The sequence below is a fragment of the Pseudarthrobacter sp. 10T415 genome (assembly GCF_056394175.1).
Genome location: NZ_JBFTHJ010000021.1, coordinates 1 through 17,497, shown reverse-complemented (window position 1 = coordinate 17,497; position 17,497 = coordinate 1). Strand labels below are relative to the sequence as shown.

Here is a 17,497-nt window from a genome sequence, read left to right as displayed (position 1 = left end):
TGATCACTGTTACCGAATCTTTTTCCACAACCGTTCGTTGGAACACCGTTCCGGCCGTAATACGGCGCCGGATGTGATGGCGGACACTGCTCCGGCGAGGGTTTTCGGGGGCCGTTCTTAGCCCCCTTCGCGGGAGCTGACACGGGCACTGGCGCGGGCGCCCGGAGGCTGGACCCCGCCTCCCGCCGTCGTGCGCTTCAGCGGACCTGTGCGCCGCGTTTCCCGCCCACGCCATGCACCGGTTCGCGCGACCGGCGCAAGGGGGTTCACAGGCATCGGGCCGGTGCCTATGGTTGATCAATGGACACACTGATCTTCGAATAGGCGGACGCGTGCGGCCGGGACGTCCCCGCTGCCCGACACCGAGCCAGTCACGTCGGCGCTGCTGTGCCTCACAGCGCTGACATTTACGAACGTACCGGCATTCCGGCAATCACGGAGGCCCCAGTGCCTCTTCCCTGGACTTCATTTCATCGTGGAAAGGAAGAAAAATGGCTGACGAAAACCGCAAATCCCATCTCAATCCGGAGATGGCGGACCATCTGGCAGCGGCAATGGACACCCCGGACATGCCGGCAGCGGCCACCACCGCTGCGGGCGCCATGCCGAGGCAAAACTCCTGGCCGGACGGCAACGGCAAGCGCCGCCACACGAAGGACCGGGGATCCGGCCATGGGCGGATGGGCCACGAAGCCTCCGTGGCCGCCGTCCACCGGACCGGGAAGCCGCAGATGCCGCATTCGTCCTAGGACGGGCGACCCGCAGATTCATCACCGACACGTAAATTCCCCGGCGCGCCCTTATACGGGGTGCGTCGGGGAATTTCCGTGTCACGGCCGAGTTTGCGCGTCACCGGCGAGCCTGCGCGTCAGGGAGGCTCCGCATCGGCAGGCAGAGGGCGTCAATCCTCCCGGACCACCTCTGACGGGTCCTTGTCCACGCGCCAGCCCCGCCACCGGGGATGCCGCAACCGCCCCGGGCCCGTCCACTCCCCGTAGGTCACCTCACCCACGAGCTGCGGCGTGACCCAGTGTGCGTCCGCGGAGTCAGGCCGGGGAACCTCGTGGAACGGTGAGGTCTTCCGGGCCAGCTGTTCCACGGTCTGACGCAGTTCGGCCAGTTCGCGGCCACTGAATCCGCTGCCCACCCGGCCCACATACTGGAGTTTGTTCCCGTCGGGGATGCCCACCAGCAACGACCCCACCGTTTCCTGGCGGCCGCCCTTGCCCGGGCGCCAGCCGCCCACCACTACCTCCTGGGTGCGCTCCGTCTTGAGCTTGATCCAGGTGCGGGTGCGCTGTCCGCTGACGTAACGACTGTCCGTGCGCTTGGCCATCACGCCCTCGAGCCCCAGCTCCCGTGCGCTTTCCATGATGTGTTCCACGGGATCCTCCAGCACCATGGACAGTTCCACCGGGCAGTCCGAGGGCCGGAAGAACTGTTCGAGCCGTGGCCGCCGCTTGCTGAGCGGAAGGCGCCGGAGGTCCGTGCCGCCGTCGTACAGGAGATCGAAGAGCATCAGCCGGACGGGAATGGCCTTCTGCGCTTTAGCGACGTCGGCGGCGCGGGTCAGCTTCATCCGGCCTTGCAGCAGGCCGAAGTCCGGCCTGCCGGAGGGGCCGACGGCGATGATCTCACCGTCGGCCACGAACGGCTGCTCCGGCCAGCACCCCCGGTCCGTCAGCTCGGGGTAGGTCTTGGTGACGTCGTTGCCGTTGCGGCTGAAGATCCGGACTGTTGACTCATCCGCCACGAGGATGGCGCGCACCCCGTCCCATTTGAGTTCAACCTGCCAGTCGCTGCCCATGAGGTCTGAGGGGACTCCCGCGGTGGCCATCATGGGGCCGAAATCATCGGGGGCGACGCTGACGGAGGAGTCCTCCTGTTCTTCGGAAGCGTCCCCGGATTTCCCGGCTTTGCCCACTCCTTTGGTACTGCCCGCAGGCTCCGCAGGCGAAGGTGCGTGCCGCCGTCGTCCGCCTTGGTCTTCCTTATCCATCAGGTGGATCAGCCACTGCTTTTCGGCATCGCTGCCCTGGCCGCGGCCCGTATGGATGAGGGCCACCTTCCTGGTGCCGCCCAGCCCGCCGCCCTCGGCGCCGGTGAGGGTGACGATCACCTCCTTGCCGTTGATCCACTTGTGCAGCTCGTAGGTGCCGGTGTCCCAGATGGTCATCTCGCCGGCACCATATTCACCCTTGGGGATGGTGCCGTGGAAGGTGAGGTAGTCCATGGGGTGGTCCTCGGTCTGCACGGCCAGGTGGTTCTTGCCGCCCGACTCCGGCACACCCTTGGGCAGCGCCCAGGAAGCCAGGACGCCCTCGTGCTCCAGCCTGAGGTCCCAGTGCAGGCGGCTGGCGTGGTGTTCCTGGATCACGAACGCATCGCCGCCGCGCGGTGCGCCACTGAACGGCTCAGGCGTGGCCCCGGGGTCGCGCATCGATCGGTACTTCACCAGACGGGGATTACCGTCGCCGTGCGCGCCGTCCTGCCCCGCGCCGGCACCATCGCCGGCGTCAGTGCCGGTCTCGACTTCATCGGGTGTTCCGGCAGCGCGCACGACGGCGGCGAACGGGTCCTTGCCCTCCTGCACCCGACGCAGCACCTCACGGTAGTCGAGGTGCTTGAGCTTGGGGGAGCTGATCTCCCGCCATGTCCGCGGCGCCGCGACCATGGGCGTAGGCCGCCCGCGCAGGGAGTAGGGCACGATGGTGGTTTTCGCTGCGTTGTTCTGGCTCCAGTCCACCAGTACCTTGCCCGTGCGGAGGGTCTTCTTCATGTCACTGACGGCGAGGTCCGGGTGGTCGGATTCCAGGGCACGTGCCAGTTCCCGGGCGAACTCCGAGATCTGGTCCGAGGTCTGCGTCCCGTGCAGCGGTGCGTACAGGTGGATGCCCTTGCTGCCGCTGGTGACGGGTACCGGGTCCAGGCCCACGTCCTGCAGGATGGCGCGGGCCAGCAGCGCCACTTCACGGCATTCGGCGAGGCCGGCGCCCTCGCCGGGGTCCAGGTCCAAGACCAGCCGGTCCGGGTTCAGTTGGTTGCCCTGGGAATCCACCCGCCACTGGGGCACGTGGATTTCGAGGGAGTTGAGCTGCCCGAACCAGGTGAGGACGGCGGGATCGTTGACCATCGGGTAGTGGATGGTCCGGTCCTTGTGGGTGATGGAGGCGCGGGGAAGCCACCCGGGGGCGGAGTCCTCCAGGTTTTTCTGGAAGAAGACCTCACCGGGCTTCTCCGCCGTGCCCACGCCGTTCACCCAGCGTTTCCGGGTGGCGGGCCGGTTGGCTGCGGCGGGGATGAGGACGTGGGCCACGGCGGCGTAGTAGGCCAGCACATCGGCCTTGGTGGTGCCGGTTTCCGGGTAGATGATTTTGTCCAGGTTGGTCAGCGTCAGCTCCCGCCCGGCCACGCGGACGCGTTCCTTAGAAGCCATGGGTCTTCACCTCCGGCCCGGTGTGCTGTTGACTGTAGGGATGAGAGCCATCTGGAAGGGTGCCATCGCATTTGGGCTGGTCAACGTGCCCGTCAAGGTCTACAGCGCCACAGAGGATCATGACATCAGTCTGCACCAGGTCCACAACGCCGACGGCGGAAGGATCCGGTACCAGCGCCGTTGCGAGGTCTGCGGGCAGGTGATCGACTACTCGGACATCGAGAAGGCCTTTGAAGAGGATGGCCGCACGGTGGTGCTGTCAAAGGATGAGCTGAAGGCCATCCCGGCGGAAAACAGCCACGAAATCGAAGTGGTGCAGTTCGTGCCGTCCGAGCAGCTCGAACCCATGATGTTCGAGAAGAGCTATTACCTGGAACCGGACTCCAAGTCGCCCAAAGCCTACGTGCTGCTGCGCCGGGCCCTCGAGGACACCGACCGGGTGGCCATCGTCCAGTACGCCCTGCGCGAGAAAACCCGGCTGGGAGCGCTGCGGATCAAGGACGACGTCCTGGTGCTGCAGTCCCTGTTGTGGCCGGACGAGGTGCGTGAGGCCAACTTCCCCGCGCTGGACACCGCCATCAAAATCTCCGCGCAGGAACGGGACATGTCCGCAGCGCTGGTCGAATCGATGGCCGCTGACTTTGAACCGGAGTCCTTTACCGACGACTACCAGGTGCAGCTGCGGAAGCTCATCGACGCCAAGCTGGAGCAGGGCGAGTCCCTCGACACTGATGAAACGTTCGGCGTGGAAGCGGGCGACGGCGGCAAGGGCGAGGTCATCGACCTGATGGAGGCCCTGAAACGCAGCCTCGACAGGAAACGCGGCGGTGCGGCAGCGGCCACGGGCGGAGCGGATTCAGAGGAGGAAGAGTCCGACGACGGCGGCTCGGAGGATGGGGATAAGCCCGCCAAGCCCGCGCGGAGGTCCTCCGGCTCACGGTCGTCGGGAACGGGGACTGCCGCTGCTTCGAAAACATCAGCGTCCAAGGCCGAGGACACCAAGACCGGAACACGGTCCACGGCTGCCAAATCGACGGCGTCAAAGAGCACTGCAGCCAAGGGCACTTCAACCAGGAGCACCGCAGCAAAATCCACGGGCACTGCCGCAAAAACCGCCGCTGGCAAATCCACCGGGACCAAGGCGGCCGCGTCAAAGAGCACCGAGAAACCTGCCGCGAAGGCCACCAGCACCAGGGCGCGCAAGCCAGCCTAGGCCGGGGCGGGGACATCGCCGCTGACCCTGCAAATAGCCGGACCACCTTTACAGCCGGTGCCCGCGCGGCCAGAATGAGTCGCATCGCGGCGCCCGCTGTGCCCGCAGCGCGCTGAAACCCAACGGCTCGATGAGGAGCGCGGACCATGAATGAGCAGACCGATGCGGCCGAGGCGGACCGGGCGCTGAAACAGAAGCACCGGGCCATGTGGGCGTCCGGGGACTACCCGGCGCTGGCGGATGAAATGCTCCTGGAGCTGGGCGCCATCCTGGTGGAAGCGTGCGGCGTCCGCTCCCGCCACCGGGTGCTGGACGTGGCCTCAGGTTCAGGGAACGCGGCTATCCCCGCGGCCATGATGGGCGCCAAGGTGGTGGCCTCGGACCTCACTCCGGAGCTCTTCGAGGCCGGACGCCGCGAAGCCGGCAACCGGGGCGTCAGCCTGGAATGGAAAGAAGCCGACGCCGAGGCGCTGCCGTTCGACGACGCCTCGTTCGACGTCGTGATGTCCTGCCTGGGTGCCATGTTCGCGCCGCGGCACCAGGCCGCGGCGGATGAGATCCTCCGAGTGTGCAAGCCCGGTGGGAACATCGGGCTGCTCAGCTGGACCCCGGAGGGCTTCATTGGCCGGATGTTCGCCACCATGAAGCCCTTCGCGCCCCCGCCACCGCCGGGGGCCCAGCCGGCGCCGCTGTGGGGGAGCGAGGAGCACGTCCGCGGACTGCTGGGGGACAGGGTCACCGACGTGGCAGTCCGCAAGCAGGCCCTGGCCGTGCGGAGCTTCCACCAGCCCGGCGACTTCGTCCGCTACTTCAAATCCCACTACGGCCCCACCATCGCCGTCTACAAGTACATCGGCGCCGACGCGGACAAGGTCAAGGAACTGGACCAGGCACTGACGGACCTCGCCGACTCCTTCGGCGATGCCCACGGAGACACACCGTTCCAGATGGAGTGGGAATACCTGCTGTTCACCGCAAGGAAGGCCTGACATGCCCGGAGACTTCACGGCAACATCCAGCACCACCATCGACGCCCCGCCGGACCGGGTGTGGAATGTCATCACGGACCCCGCGGCCGCCAAGGAATTCATGTTCGGGGCAGAACTGGAAACGGACTGGGCGGAGGGAAGCCCCATCACCTGGAGCGGCGAATGGGAAGGCAAGCCCTACCAGGACAAGGGCAAGGTGCTGGAGGTGGATCCCGGCCGGAAACTGGTACACACCCACTTCAGCGCCCTCAGCGGCGAGGAAGACATCCCGGAAAACTACCACACGCTGACCTGGACGCTGCAGGACCGCGACGGCGGCACCCACCTCACGCTCGCCCAGGACAACAACCCGAGCGAAGGGGCGGCAAGCCACTCGAAGGGAATGTGGGACAAGCTCGTGGCCGACGTGAAAGCCATCGCCGAACGCAGGTGAGCCTGACGCTTAAAGCCAGCGGCCGCCGTCGTGCCGTTCCCTCGAGGGAAAGGCGCGACGGCGGCCGCTTGGCTTAGCCCGGCTGCCGGGCAGCCTGCCTGCTACTCGGCGTCGTGGTCCGTTTCCAGGATCTGCACCAGGCGTTCCAGGGCGTCGTCGGCGCCTGCACCCTCGGCGCGGAGCACCACGACGTCGCCGTGTGAGGCACCCAGGCTCATGAGGGACAGGATGCTTGCGGCATCCATGGCCTCATCGACCGGCTCGCCTTCACGGGCGATGGTGATGTCCAGGTCGAACTCGCCGGCTGCCTCGGCAAAGATGGCGGCCGGGCGGGCGTGCAGGCCCACGCGGCTGGCAACGGTTGCTGTGCGTTCTGGCATTTTTGCTCCTTTAGTATTTCGGCGTGCTGATGGTTCAGTGCCGGGAAGGTATGTGGCTAAACCGGATCAGACGGTTACGGGAACCGGTTCAACCGTATCAACGGTCTTCTTGACTGCCCAGCGCTTCAGTGCCACCACGGCCAGTGCACTGACCACAGTGCCGGCGATGATCGAAACGATGAACATCAGCACGTTGCCGATGGCGAAGAACACGAAGATACCGCCGTGGGGTGCCTGCGACGTGACGTTGAAGGCCATGGTGAGGGCACCGGTGAGCGCGCCACCCAGCATGCTGGCGGGGATGACGCGCAGCGGGTCGGCCGCGGCGAACGGGATGGCGCCTTCGGAGATGAAGGATGCGCCCAGCAGCCAGGCTGCCTTGCCGTTTTCACGCTCGGCCAGGCTGAAGAGCTTCTTGTCCAGGACGGTGGCGAGGGCCATCGCCAGCGGCGGAACCATGCCCGCTGCCATCACGGTGGCCATGATCTGCCACGGTGCCTGGTTGGTGGCGCTGCCGGCACCAAGGCCTGCCACGGCGAAGGCGTAGGCCACCTTGTTCACCGGGCCGCCCAGGTCGAAGCACATCATGAGGCCCAGGATGATGCCCAGGACGATGGCGGACGCACCGGTCATGCCGGACAGCCAGCTGTTGAGTGCGAGGGTGACGCCGGCGATCGGGCCGCCGAGGAATAGGAACATCAAGCCGGAGGCCACAATCGACGCGAGCAGCGGGATGATGACCACGGGCATCAGGCCGCGCAGCCAGCGGGCCACCTGCCATGTACCGATCAGGTGTGCGATGTAGCCAGCCAGGAGGCCGCCGACGATGCCGCCCAAGAACCCGGCGCCCATGAACCCAGCGACAGCCCCTGCGACGAAGCCGGGTGCGATGCCCGGGCGGTCAGCGATGGCGTAGGCGATGTAGCCGGCCAGTGCGGGAACAAGGAAGCCCATGGACAGGGCGCCGATCTTGAAGAAGACCGTTCCCAGGTAGAGGGCGAGGTTGCCGTCGGGCAGGTTGAACAATGTGTTGTTGGCCAGAATGTCATTGGCCTTGGTGCCGAGGGCGATGTCGAAGCCCGCAAGCAGGAAGCCGAGGGCTATCAGAAGACCACCACCTGCAACGAACGGGATCATGTAGCTGACGCCCGTCAGCAGTGCTTTCTTCAGCTTCTGGCCGATGTGCTCGCCCTTTTCGGTGGCTTCGTTCTCGGCCTGTTCCTCGGCCCCGAAGTGCGGAACCCGGCGTGCGTTCGGGTTGTCAGCCGCCGCGAGGGCTTCCTGGACCATCTTGGCGGGCTCGTCGATGCCGCGCTTGACGGGTGCGTTGATGACGGGCTTGCCCGCGAAACGCTCCTTGCCGCGGACGTCCACGTCCACCGCGAATATCACGGCGTCGGCAGCTGCGATGACGGCCGGGTCCAGCGGCTTGGCCCCGGAGGAACCCTGGGTCTCAACCTGCAGGTCAACGCCCATTTCCTGGGCGGCGGCCACCAGCGAGTCGGCGGCCATGTAGGTGTGGGCGATGCCGGTGGGGCAGGCGGTGACGGCCACGAGGCGGCGGGTGCGGGCGGTTGAGTCTGCGGAAGCGGTGGCTGAGCCAGCAGGAACCGAGCTAGCAGCAGCGCCCGCGGCGACCGTTTCAGCCGGTGCAGCAGCGTGTGCGGCCGGCTTGTCGGCGAGGGCGCCGTCCACCAGTTCCACGATCTCTGCCTCGGAGGAGGCGTTGCGGAGTGCAGCCGTGAAGTCCTTTTTGATCAGGGACCGGGCCAGCTTGGAGAGCAGCTTCAGGTGGGCCTGGTCGGCACCGTCCGGAGCGGCAATGAAGAACACGAGGTCCGCGGGGCCGTCCTTGGCGCCGAAGTCCACCTTGGGGGACAGGCGGGCCATGGCCAGGGTGGGCTCGACCACCGCAGCGGAGCGGCAGTGCGGGATGGCGATGCCGCCGGGGATGCCGGTGGCGGTCTTCTGTTCGCGGGCGTAGGCGTCGGCAAAGAGGCCTTCAACCTCTGTTGCGCGTCCGGTGGCAGCAACCTTGCTTGCCAGGTGCCGGATCACCGCCTCGGGGTCGTTGCCCAGGTTCCGGTCGAGCTCGACCAGTTCCGTGGTGATGAGCTGAGTCACTGTCAATCCTTTCGAAGGGCCGTGATGGTTACGGCTTCCGGGGTGGTTTGGTGCACTGCCGGAACCGTTGAACCGGGCAGGGAGGCGGCGGCGGCTCCATGGGCCACCGCCTGACGCAGGCAGTCAGCCGGGGCGGCGCCCTGGCTGTGCGCGAGCAGGTAGCCGGCCAGTGCGGAATCTCCCGCACCCACCGTGCTCACTGCGGCGACCGGCGGATGCGTGGCCAGCCACGCGCCGTCGGCCGTTACGAGGACAGCTCCCTTGGAACCGAGAGTTGCCAGCACAGCACCCACACCGGAACGCACGACGGCGGACGCGGCCTCGGCGGCAGCCGCCGGGTCCGCTTCCAGTTCGTCAGCGGCGGCCGTGGCGAACCCGGCTGCAGCAGCCAGTTCCGCCAGTTCCTCGGCGTTGGGCTTCAAAAGATCCGGCATTCCCTCCGCGCCGCCGGTCAGGGCGGCGGCGAGTGGCTGGCCGGACGAGTCGACGGCGATCAGTGGCGTGCGCCCTGAGGACTCGCCGTCGGCAGCTGAACGCAGGCGGCGGGCCGCCGTCGCGTAAAAATCTGGTGGGAACCCCGGCGGCAGCGAACCTGCCAGGACCACCCAGCCGGCACCCCGGGAGCTTTCCAGCAGCAGCTTCAGCAGCGCCTCCTGCTGGTTGTCGTCGAGGACGGGCCCGGGTTCGTTGATCTTGGTGGTGACCCCGCCGGGTTCGGTGAGGGCCACGTTGGTGCGCAGGGGCTCGTCAATGGGCAGCGACACGAAGGGCACGGCGCCGGCGCGCAGGCCGGCCAGCACGGGATCGCTGTCCGCGCCGGGCAGGACGGCCAGGGATTCGAGGCCGGAGGCCACCAGCGCACGGGACACGTTGACGCCCTTGCCGCCCGATTCCTGGGTGACGGACACAGCGCGCTGCACTTCGCCGCGCTCCAGGGGGCCGGGCAGGGCGACGGTGCGGTCCAGGCTGGGGTTGGCCGTGAACGTGACGATCATGCGATCACCACGTCTACATCGGCCTCTTCCAGGGCTGCGGCGAGTTCGGGGCTGGGTTCGCTGTCTGTAATCAAGGTGTCCAGGTCTTTCAGGGAGGCGAACTGGACCAGCGTTTCCGCGTCCAGCTTGGAGGAATCGGCCAGCACCACGATGCGGCGAGCCGAGTGGACGAAGGCAGCCTTCACTGCGGCTTCTTCAGGATCTGGAGTGCTGAGTCCAAAGGTGGGGTGGATGCCGTTGGTCCCCACGAAAGCAATATCCGGGCGGATCCGTGCGGCGGCGTCCACCGTTGCCTGGCCGACGGCCACCTGGGTAATGCCGCGGACCCGGCCGCCCAGGATGTGCAGCGCGATGCCGGGGACGCTGGAGAGCTTGCCGGCAATGGGTACGGCGTGGGTGATGGCCACCAGTTCGGTGCCGGCGGCGCCGGATTCGGAAAGCTCGACGACGGTGCGCCGGGCCAGCATGTCGGCGAGGACTTCGGTGGTGGTTCCGCCGTCGATCAGGACGCTGCCCGGGGAGTTGCGGGGGATGAGCGCGAGGGCGGCCTCGGCGATGCGGCTCTTCTGGTCCGGCCGGCGGATGGCGCGTTCGGTGACGCTTTCCTCGGTGGTGCTGAAGCGGTCTGCCGCAACCGCCCCGCCGTGCACGCGGCGGACGGTGCCGGCGTTCTCGAGGGCGGCGAGGTCCCGGCGGACGGTTTCGGTGGTGATCCGGAAGCGCTCAGCCAGCAGGGTCACGCTGACCCGGCCGCTGCCGGCAACAAGCTCGGCAATCTTCTGCTGGCGTTCCTCGGCGAACACGTACCCTCCGTTGCGTAGCTTGCTGGTGCTGTGGTGTCCGGCGCCCTGTTTCGGCGTGACTGGCATCACATGATGTTGAGTTACTTGACTTTATCTTTGCTTATGTTGGTTTGTCAACGGAAACCAACACGAAACAATATTGGGTTTCTCTCTGGAGAATGCCCCCGGGGACGCGAAAGCCGGGCCGGTCGCTGTTATCCGGCCCGGCTTCCCGGGTTCATGGTCTGCCGCGGTCCTGGCTGACCTGCAATCGGTTTGGCTAGATGGTTCCGTCGCGGCTTTCGTTCCGGGTGATCCGCTCACCCGTGTTCGGATCCACAACGGAACGGGTCTCGCTGACACGCCGCGTACGGCCTGGGGAGGCCAGGACCAGGGAGGCGATCAGGCCGATGACGCCTACGGCCATCAGGATGTAGCCCACCAGGGCCTGGTCCACGAAGGGGATTAGACCCGGGGTCACCGCCCAGGCGAGGATGGCGCCGAGGGCGATAAGGAAGATTGACGAGCCGATTCTCATGACTTGCTCCTTCTGCTGGCCGCGGGTTGCGGCTCCTGTGGGGCGGTGCACGGTATAGCGGTTAGGTCACTGCGCTGCTTTGTCTGTAAAGCCACTGGTCAGCATGCTGATAGTAGGCGTCACGCTACAGTGCACCCATACCCGATTCAATGAATGATGCCGAGTCGTTGCCGGGAATTTCTGCGGTGCTGTTGTGATGGCCGGGGCGCGTGGGTTCATCGCCGTCGTGGCGTGGGCGCCGCGTTGCCTCGCTAGTCTGGTCCGATGGAAACAGTTGTGTGGTCCAAGCTTGAGGACCAGCGCGCCGGGACGCCCCTGCTGGTGATGATGCACGGCTACGGCACGGATGAATCCCGCATGGTCCGGCTGTTCGAATACCTGCCTCCGGAGTTCACCTTCGCGGCCCTCCGGGCGCCGATGCCCATCGGAGACCACTATGGCTGGTTCCTCCTGGACTATTTCCTCGCCAACGACTTTGCCGATGTCATCTCCGTCACCGGCACCGTGCATGGCTGGATCAACTCCGTCCGCGGCCAGCACACCAGCGTGAGCCTGATGGGCTACTCGCAGGGCATGGCCATGGCCAGCACCCTCCTGCGCCTCCACCCGCGCGACTACGCCGCCGTCGTGGGCCTTTCCGGCTTTGTGCTGGATAACGACCTCCTGGCACTCACCGATGAGTTTGAGACCAGGCCGCCGTTCTTCTGGGGGCGCGACAAAGCGGACCTGGTGATCAACGAGGATGCCACCGCCTACACGGGTGAATGGCTTGAAGCGCATACGCTGCTGACCGCACGGACGTATCCCGGAATGGGGCACGCCATGTCGAAAGCCGAGATGGCGGATGTTGGCGCGTTCCTTCGGCATTATGTGCTCCGTGGCGGGGCCGCCGGAAATTAAGCCGGCGTCATATTGGGCCGGCTGGGCGGGGCGGGGACAAAACAGTTGCGAGCGAAATATGCAAGCGTTTACACTCATCTTCGGCGCTGCCGTACGCCGCCGCCGGGTTGTCCTGCGCGGGCAACAAGTTCAAGATGGAAGACGAATGTAGATCAGCAAGGCCCCGGAATGGCGCCGGTTCCCCCACCGGCACGGCCCGCTGCATGTGCAGATTCGAGCGGCGCCGACGCCACACCCACCCCGCGTAATTCGTCTTCACTGCCTGCTGCCTGAGAGGATCCCCCCTGCCGATGAGCAACTCCGCCCACGAAGCACTCGCCAACGAGCCTTCCACCGCAGCGGCCCCCGAGAACACCGCCTGGACTGGCGCATCCGCCATCCTGTTCGACCTGGACGGCGTGCTGACCCCCACGGCCACTGTGCACGAGCAGGCCTGGAAGGAACTCTTCGAAGGCTTCCTTGCCGGGCACCCCGAGGTCCAGGGCTACCGCGAAAGCGACTACTTCGACCACATCGACGGCAAGCCGCGGTTCGACGGCGTGCGGGACTTCCTCGCCTCACGCAGCATTGAGCTCCCCGAAGGACCGCTGGACGACGATCCCGCCAACATCACGGTCCAGGGCCTCGGGAACCGCAAGAACCGGATCTTCAATGACATCGTCAGCACCGGCGTTGAGCCGTTTGAAGGCTCGGTGCGTTTCCTCGAAGCCGCGCTGGACCGCGGACTGAAGGTCGCCGTCGTCTCATCCTCCCGCAACGCCCCCGCAGTCCTGGCCGCCGCAGGCCTCAGCCACCACTTCCCCGTCGTGGTGGACGGTGTGGTGGCGGCCCGCGAAGGAATCCCCGGCAAGCCCAGCCCGGCGACGTACACCTACGCAGCCCGGCTGCTGGAACTGCCCAGCGAGGAGTGCGTAGTGGTGGAGGATGCGGTCTCCGGCGTCCAGGCCGGCCACGCGGGCTCGTTCCATTCCGTCATTGGCGTGGACCGCGGTGCCGGGCGCGAAACCCTCCTCGAGGCCGGGGCAACCCTGGTGGTCAACGACCTTGGAGAGCTCCTGCCCTGACGGGAGCCCCGTTCCACCCCGGACACGCTGCCACCCCCGGGCAGCACCCATCCGGGCAAGCTTTCACTTCGAATCCCCTCTGCCGGACTTGTGCCGGTGCACAGCATGCCTAAAAGGACCCAACACCATGGCTATCATCTCTGCGGACCGCGAACGGTTCCCCAATACTCCCTGGCAACTGGTGGAAACCCGCCACGAACCGGGAAACGCAGGGACGCTTGAAACGCTCTTTTCCCTGGGCAACGGCCACCTCGGAATCCGTGGCGCCCACTGGGCAGCGGCGGATGCCGAGCTTCCCGGCAGCTTCATCAACGGGCTGCACGAAATCTGGGATATCAAGCACGCCGAGAACGCCTTCGGATTCGCGCGGACCGGCCAGCGCATCCTCTACATCCCTGACGCCAACAACTTCACCGTCGTGGTGGACGGGGAGTCCCTGGGCCTTGCCGAATCGGAGGTGCTGGACTACCGGCGGAGCGTTGACTTCTCCACCGGCATCTACGAGTGCCGCATCACCTGGCAGTGCCGGTCTGGATCCGTGGTCACCACCACCGAACGGCGTGCGGTGGGGTACGAATCCCGGGGCAGCCTGGGCCTTTCCCTCGAGGTTGCGGCGGACCGCGATATTTCGCTCGACGTCACGTCGTCCGTGATCAACCGGCAGGACCAGCCGGTAGAGGACCACTCCGCCCACGATCCCCGCCGTGCCGGCCGCCACGCCGGACGGGTCCTGCTGCCGCTGCGGCTCGATGGCGGCGACGGATCACTGCGTCTCTCCTGGGAAGCCGCCGAATCCAAACAGCGCGTGGGCCTGGCCGTGGACCACTGGACGTCTGCCGGGCACCAGCCTTTCGAAACCCTGGTGGACCAGGACGACAGCAGCGTCCGCTACGTGCTGGCCGTCAGCGCGGGCGAACCCTTCCGGCTCGAGAAAAGCGTCAGCTACGCCGCCGGCCGGACCGTGCAGGACGAAGGCGTCGATGCCGCAGCCCTGGCCGAAGCAGGCCTGCGCCCCGTCGCGGACATCTTCGCCGAAAGCGAGGCGCACTACCGCGGCTATTGGGCAACGTCCGACATCGTGGTGGACGGTGGTGAGCCGGAGCTGCAGCAGGCCATCCGCTGGAACCTGTTCCAGCTGGCCCAGGCCACGGCCCGTGCCAACGTGGCCGGCATTCCGGCCAAGGGCGTCACCGGATCCGGCTACGAGGGCCACTATTTCTGGGACCAGGAGGTGTACCTCCTGCCGTACCTGACGTACACCAACCCGGACGGCGCCCGGCAGGTCCTGGAGTTCCGCCATGCCATGCTGCCTGAAGCCAAGGTCCGGGCCAAGGAACTCAGTGTGGACGGCGCCCTGTTCCCGTGGCGGACCATCAACGGCCTTGAAGCCAGCGCCTACTACGCCGCCGGCACCGCGCAGTTCCACATCGCGGCAGCCATCGCGTTCGCCACCAACCGCTACCTGTGGGCCACCGGCGATTCCGCGTTCCGGGAGGGCATGGGGGCTGAGCTGCTGATGGAAACCGCGCGCATGTGGATTTCGCTGGGCTTCTTCGGCAAGGACGGCCTGTTCCACATCCACGGTGTCACCGGCCCGGACGAGTACACCGCCGTGGTCAATGACAACCTCTACACCAACGTCATGGCCCGGTTTAACCTGCGGGCCGCCGCAGCGCTGGACCACCCCGGCGTGGCCCAGGAAGAGCGGCAGCTGTGGGCGGCGGCAGCCAACCTGATGCACCTGCCGTTCGACAGCCGCATGCAGGTCCACTCCCAGGACAACGACTTCATGACCCTGGAACCATGGGACTGGACCACGCCGCGGTCCAAGTACCCGCTCCTGCTGCATTTCCACCCGCTGGTGATTTACCGCCACCAGGTGCTCAAGCAGGCGGACACCGTCCTCGCCATGTTCCTGCAATGGCAGGACTTCACAGCGGGCGAGAAGCAGCGCGCCTTCGATTTCTACGATCCCATCACCACCGGCGACTCCACCCTGTCTGCATGCGTGCAGGGCATCATGGCTGCCGAAGTGGGGTACTCCGGGGAGGCCCTGAAGCACTTCACCAACGCGGTGTTCATCGACCTGGACGACACCCACAGCAACACCATTGACGGCGTGCACATCGCCTCCACCGGAGGGGTGTGGAGCTCCCTGGTGTGCGGTTTTGCGGGCCTGCGCGACCAGGGCCCGGTGCCGTACTTCGATCCGCGCCTGCCGGAGGAATGGGACGGACTGACCTTCCACCTCAGGATCAGCGGCCGGCTGCTGCTGGTCAGGCTCTCCTCCGGCGCCATCACGCTCACCGTCCAGGAAGGGGCCCCGCTCGACGTCAACGTCCGGGGCCAGATGCTGGCCGTAGGCTCCGATCCCGTCAGGGTGGAGCTGGAGCCCGTCGCGGAACCGGAACCCACTGTCTTCCCCAGCGGACTCCCGACGGCGAGCATTCCGGTGGTCCTCGCCAACAGCTGATGTGCCCCGAAGTCAGGACACGGCGGCTTCGGGCGCCGTGTCCAGCGGGTTTGCCAGTTCGTCGCGGGGCATCCTTGCGGCGGCGGAAGCGATGACTGCCATGACGGGGCAGACCACGCCCGCCACCAGGAAAATCAGCCAGATGGGCAGCACCTCAGCTGCAGGCCCGGCCAGCGCCATGGACACCGGCATGAGCGCCAGGGACACGAAAAAGTCCAGGCTGGAGATGCGGCCCAGCAGGTGGGACGGGACGCGGCGCTGAAGCAGCGTGCCCCAGATGACCATGCCCACGCTCCCGGTGGCGCCCCAGATAAACAGAGCTGCAGCCATCAGCCAGAAGTTGTCCATGAGGCCGACGGCGGCAATCGGCAGGCTGCCGACGCCCCAGGACACCATCATCACCGTGAGGTAGCGGCGCGGCAGGCGGAGTGACGCCGTCACCAGGGAGCCCAGGGCTGCGCCCACCCCCATGACCGCCAGCAGGAAACCGAACATGCTCGAATCCCCGCCCAGCTGGTCCCGCACCAGGAATGGCAGGAGGACCTCGATGGGGCCGATCAGGAACAGCACCGAAATGCAGGCCCAGATCAGCGTCCAGAGCAGCCATGGTGTCCTGATGGTGTAGCTGACTCCTTCGCGCAGGTCCTGGACGAAGGACGACTTGGGCCTTGGCCCGCCGTCGGCCCCTGTCGCCAGGGCGTGCTGGCCCAGGAAGTTCAGCACAATGAAGGCCAGCAGGTGGCACGCGGCCACCCCGGTCACCGCATGCGACGGCGAGAGGGCTGCCACCAGGATGCCGGCCACCGCCGGTCCCGCAGCCTGCTGCAGCACGGGGCGCATGGTCCCCTCCATGCCGTTGGCGGCCAGCAGGTCCTCAGCCGGAAGGATGCGCGGCAGGATGGCGGAGTAGGCAGGGAAGAAGAAGGCCGCGCCCACGCCCAGCACGAACGCACCCGCAGCCACATGCCACAGTTGCAGCGAGCCGGCCATCGCCAGGCCGCTGATCGCGGCAATGACTGCCAGGTTGGCGCCCTCGACGGCGATGATCAGGCGCCGCTGCGGGACCCTGTCCGCCGCTATCCCGCCGGCCAGGACAAAGGCCACCAGTCCCACGCTTCCGGCGGCGGCCACCAGCGAGAGCTCCAGCGGACCGCCGCCCAGGTGGATTACCTGGTAGACCATGGCTACGGCCCACATGCCGGAACCGAAGATCGAGATGGCCAGCGCTGCAATCAGGACCCGGTACTCGCGGTGGATGAACGGGCGCAAGGCTTTGGGGGCGGGCATAAGCCCCAGTTTAAGCCCGGACGGCTTCCTGGCGGGTGGTGCCGGAGTCCTGGATGCCGTCGGCGATGTGGGCGAGTTCGGCGGGGATGTCGCGGCCTTTTTTGCGCATGGCGGTGGCCCAGAGGCGGCCGGCGCGGTAGGAGGAGCGGACCAGGGGGCCGGACATGACGCCGAKGAAGCCKATTTCTTCGGCTTCGTTTTGGAGGTCGACGAATTCCTGGGGTTTGACCCAGCGGTCCACGGGGAGGTGGCGTTCGGAGGGGCGGAGGTATTGGGTGATGGTGATCAGGTCGCAGCCGGCGGCGTGGAGGTCGCGGAGTGCTTCGGAGATTTCTTCGCGGGTTTCGCCCATGCCGAGGATGAGGTTGGATTTGGTGACCATGCCCAGGTTCCGGCCCTGGGTGATGACGTCGAGGGAGCGTTCGTAGCGGAAGGCGGGGCGGATGCGCTTGAAGATCCGGGGGACGGTTTCGACGTTGTGGGCGAAGACTTCGGGTTTGGAGTCGCAGATCGCGGCGATGTGGTCGGGGTTGCCGGAGAAGTCGGGGATGAGGAGTTCGACGCCGGTGCCGGGGTTCAGTTCGTGGATTTTGCGGACGGTTTCGGCGTAGAGCCAGACGCCTTCGTCTTCGAGGTCGTCGCGGGCCACGCCGGTGACGGTGGCGTAGCGGAGYTGCATGGATTGGACGGAGCGGGCCACTTTGGTGGGTTCGAACCTGTCCACGGGGGAGGGTTTGCCGGTGTCGATCTGGCAGAAGTCGCAGCGGCGGGTGCATTCGGAGCCGCCGATGAGGAAGGTGGCTTCTTTGTCTTCCCAGCATTCGAAGATGTTGGGGCAGCCGGCTTCTTCGCAGACGGTGTGGAGGCCTTCTTTTTTGACCAG

Annotated in this window: 15 protein-coding genes; 7 read left to right on the top strand and 8 right to left on the bottom strand. The window is 66.7% G+C overall.

Annotated elements, in window-relative coordinates; genetic code table 11:
* The first annotated feature begins 491 nt into the window (after positions 1-491).
* A complete protein-coding gene (locus AC1DBN_RS19105) occupies positions 492-749 on the top strand; it encodes a hypothetical protein (RefSeq protein ID WP_477723924.1) in 258 nt (85 codons plus the stop codon).
* Positions 750-901: 152 nt separating this feature from the next.
* Here AC1DBN_RS19105 and AC1DBN_RS19100 read toward each other — a convergent pair whose 3' ends face one another.
* The gene (locus tag AC1DBN_RS19100; protein WP_477723923.1) at positions 902-3,436 is read right to left on the bottom strand and encodes an ATP-dependent DNA ligase; all 2,535 of its coding nucleotides are present in this window, start codon (positions 3,434-3,436) and stop codon (positions 902-904) included.
* 40 nt (positions 3,437-3,476) lie between these two features.
* Here AC1DBN_RS19100 and ku point away from each other — a divergent pair, with 40 nt between their 5' ends.
* The 3 genes from ku to AC1DBN_RS19085 all read left to right on the top strand — a co-directional run bounded on the left by ku (position 3,477) and on the right by AC1DBN_RS19085 (position 6,071).
* Positions 3,477-4,649 (top strand): non-homologous end joining protein Ku, encoded by a 1,173-nt coding sequence (gene ku / locus AC1DBN_RS19095; protein ID WP_477723922.1) that lies wholly within the window; start codon positions 3,477-3,479, stop codon positions 4,647-4,649.
* Positions 4,650-4,795: 146 nt separating this feature from the next.
* Entirely contained in the window at positions 4,796-5,638 is an 843-nt protein-coding gene (locus tag AC1DBN_RS19090) for a class I SAM-dependent methyltransferase (protein WP_477723921.1), read from the top strand.
* Position 5,639: 1 nt separating this feature from the next.
* Positions 5,640-6,071 carry an SRPBCC domain-containing protein gene (locus AC1DBN_RS19085; protein ID WP_477723920.1) on the top strand — a complete coding sequence of 144 codons (432 nt, stop codon included), beginning with the start codon at positions 5,640-5,642 and terminating at the stop codon, positions 6,069-6,071.
* A gap of 101 nt (positions 6,072-6,172) precedes the next feature.
* Here AC1DBN_RS19085 and AC1DBN_RS19080 read toward each other — a convergent pair whose 3' ends face one another.
* The 5 genes from AC1DBN_RS19080 to AC1DBN_RS19060 all read right to left on the bottom strand — a co-directional run bounded on the left by AC1DBN_RS19080 (position 6,173) and on the right by AC1DBN_RS19060 (position 10,890).
* Positions 6,173-6,451, bottom strand: coding sequence for an HPr family phosphocarrier protein (locus AC1DBN_RS19080; RefSeq protein WP_091717752.1), 279 nt, complete (start codon positions 6,449-6,451; stop codon positions 6,173-6,175).
* Between the two features lie 66 nt (positions 6,452-6,517).
* On the bottom strand, positions 6,518-8,575 hold the full coding sequence (locus AC1DBN_RS19075; protein WP_477723919.1) for a PTS fructose transporter subunit IIABC: 2,058 nt from the start codon (positions 8,573-8,575) through the stop codon (positions 6,518-6,520).
* A 2-nt stretch (positions 8,576-8,577) separates the two neighbouring features.
* The gene (locus AC1DBN_RS19070; protein ID WP_477723918.1) at positions 8,578-9,570 is read right to left on the bottom strand and encodes a 1-phosphofructokinase family hexose kinase; all 993 of its coding nucleotides are present in this window, start codon (positions 9,568-9,570) and stop codon (positions 8,578-8,580) included.
* Complete coding sequence (locus tag AC1DBN_RS19065; protein ID WP_477723950.1) at positions 9,567-10,373, bottom strand: DeoR/GlpR family DNA-binding transcription regulator; 807 nt, start codon at positions 10,371-10,373, stop codon at positions 9,567-9,569. The genes AC1DBN_RS19070 and AC1DBN_RS19065 overlap by 4 nt, the downstream gene beginning before the upstream one ends.
* Before the next feature lie 259 nt (positions 10,374-10,632).
* A complete protein-coding gene (locus AC1DBN_RS19060; RefSeq protein WP_477723917.1) occupies positions 10,633-10,890 on the bottom strand; it encodes a DUF6458 family protein in 258 nt (85 codons plus the stop codon).
* A gap of 264 nt (positions 10,891-11,154) precedes the next feature.
* Here AC1DBN_RS19060 and AC1DBN_RS19055 point away from each other — a divergent pair, with 264 nt between their 5' ends.
* The 3 genes from AC1DBN_RS19055 (at position 11,155) to AC1DBN_RS19045 (ending at position 15,327) form a co-directional block, all read left to right on the top strand.
* Positions 11,155-11,790 carry an alpha/beta hydrolase gene (locus AC1DBN_RS19055; protein WP_477723916.1) on the top strand — a complete coding sequence of 212 codons (636 nt, stop codon included), beginning with the start codon at positions 11,155-11,157 and terminating at the stop codon, positions 11,788-11,790.
* 290 nt (positions 11,791-12,080) lie between these two features.
* The gene (locus tag AC1DBN_RS19050) at positions 12,081-12,854 is read left to right on the top strand and encodes an HAD family hydrolase (protein ID WP_477723915.1); all 774 of its coding nucleotides are present in this window, start codon (positions 12,081-12,083) and stop codon (positions 12,852-12,854) included.
* Between the two features lie 127 nt (positions 12,855-12,981).
* Positions 12,982-15,327: a glycoside hydrolase family 65 protein gene (locus AC1DBN_RS19045; RefSeq protein ID WP_477723914.1), complete on the top strand. Its 2,346-nt coding sequence runs from the start codon at positions 12,982-12,984 to the stop codon at positions 15,325-15,327.
* A gap of 12 nt (positions 15,328-15,339) precedes the next feature.
* Here AC1DBN_RS19045 and AC1DBN_RS19040 read toward each other — a convergent pair whose 3' ends face one another.
* Positions 15,340-16,614, bottom strand: coding sequence for an MFS transporter (locus tag AC1DBN_RS19040; RefSeq protein ID WP_477723913.1), 1,275 nt, complete (start codon positions 16,612-16,614; stop codon positions 15,340-15,342).
* A 10-nt stretch (positions 16,615-16,624) separates the two neighbouring features.
* Positions 16,625-17,497: lipoyl synthase (gene lipA, locus AC1DBN_RS19035; protein WP_477723912.1), on the bottom strand; the 873-nt coding region annotated here is incomplete at its 5' end.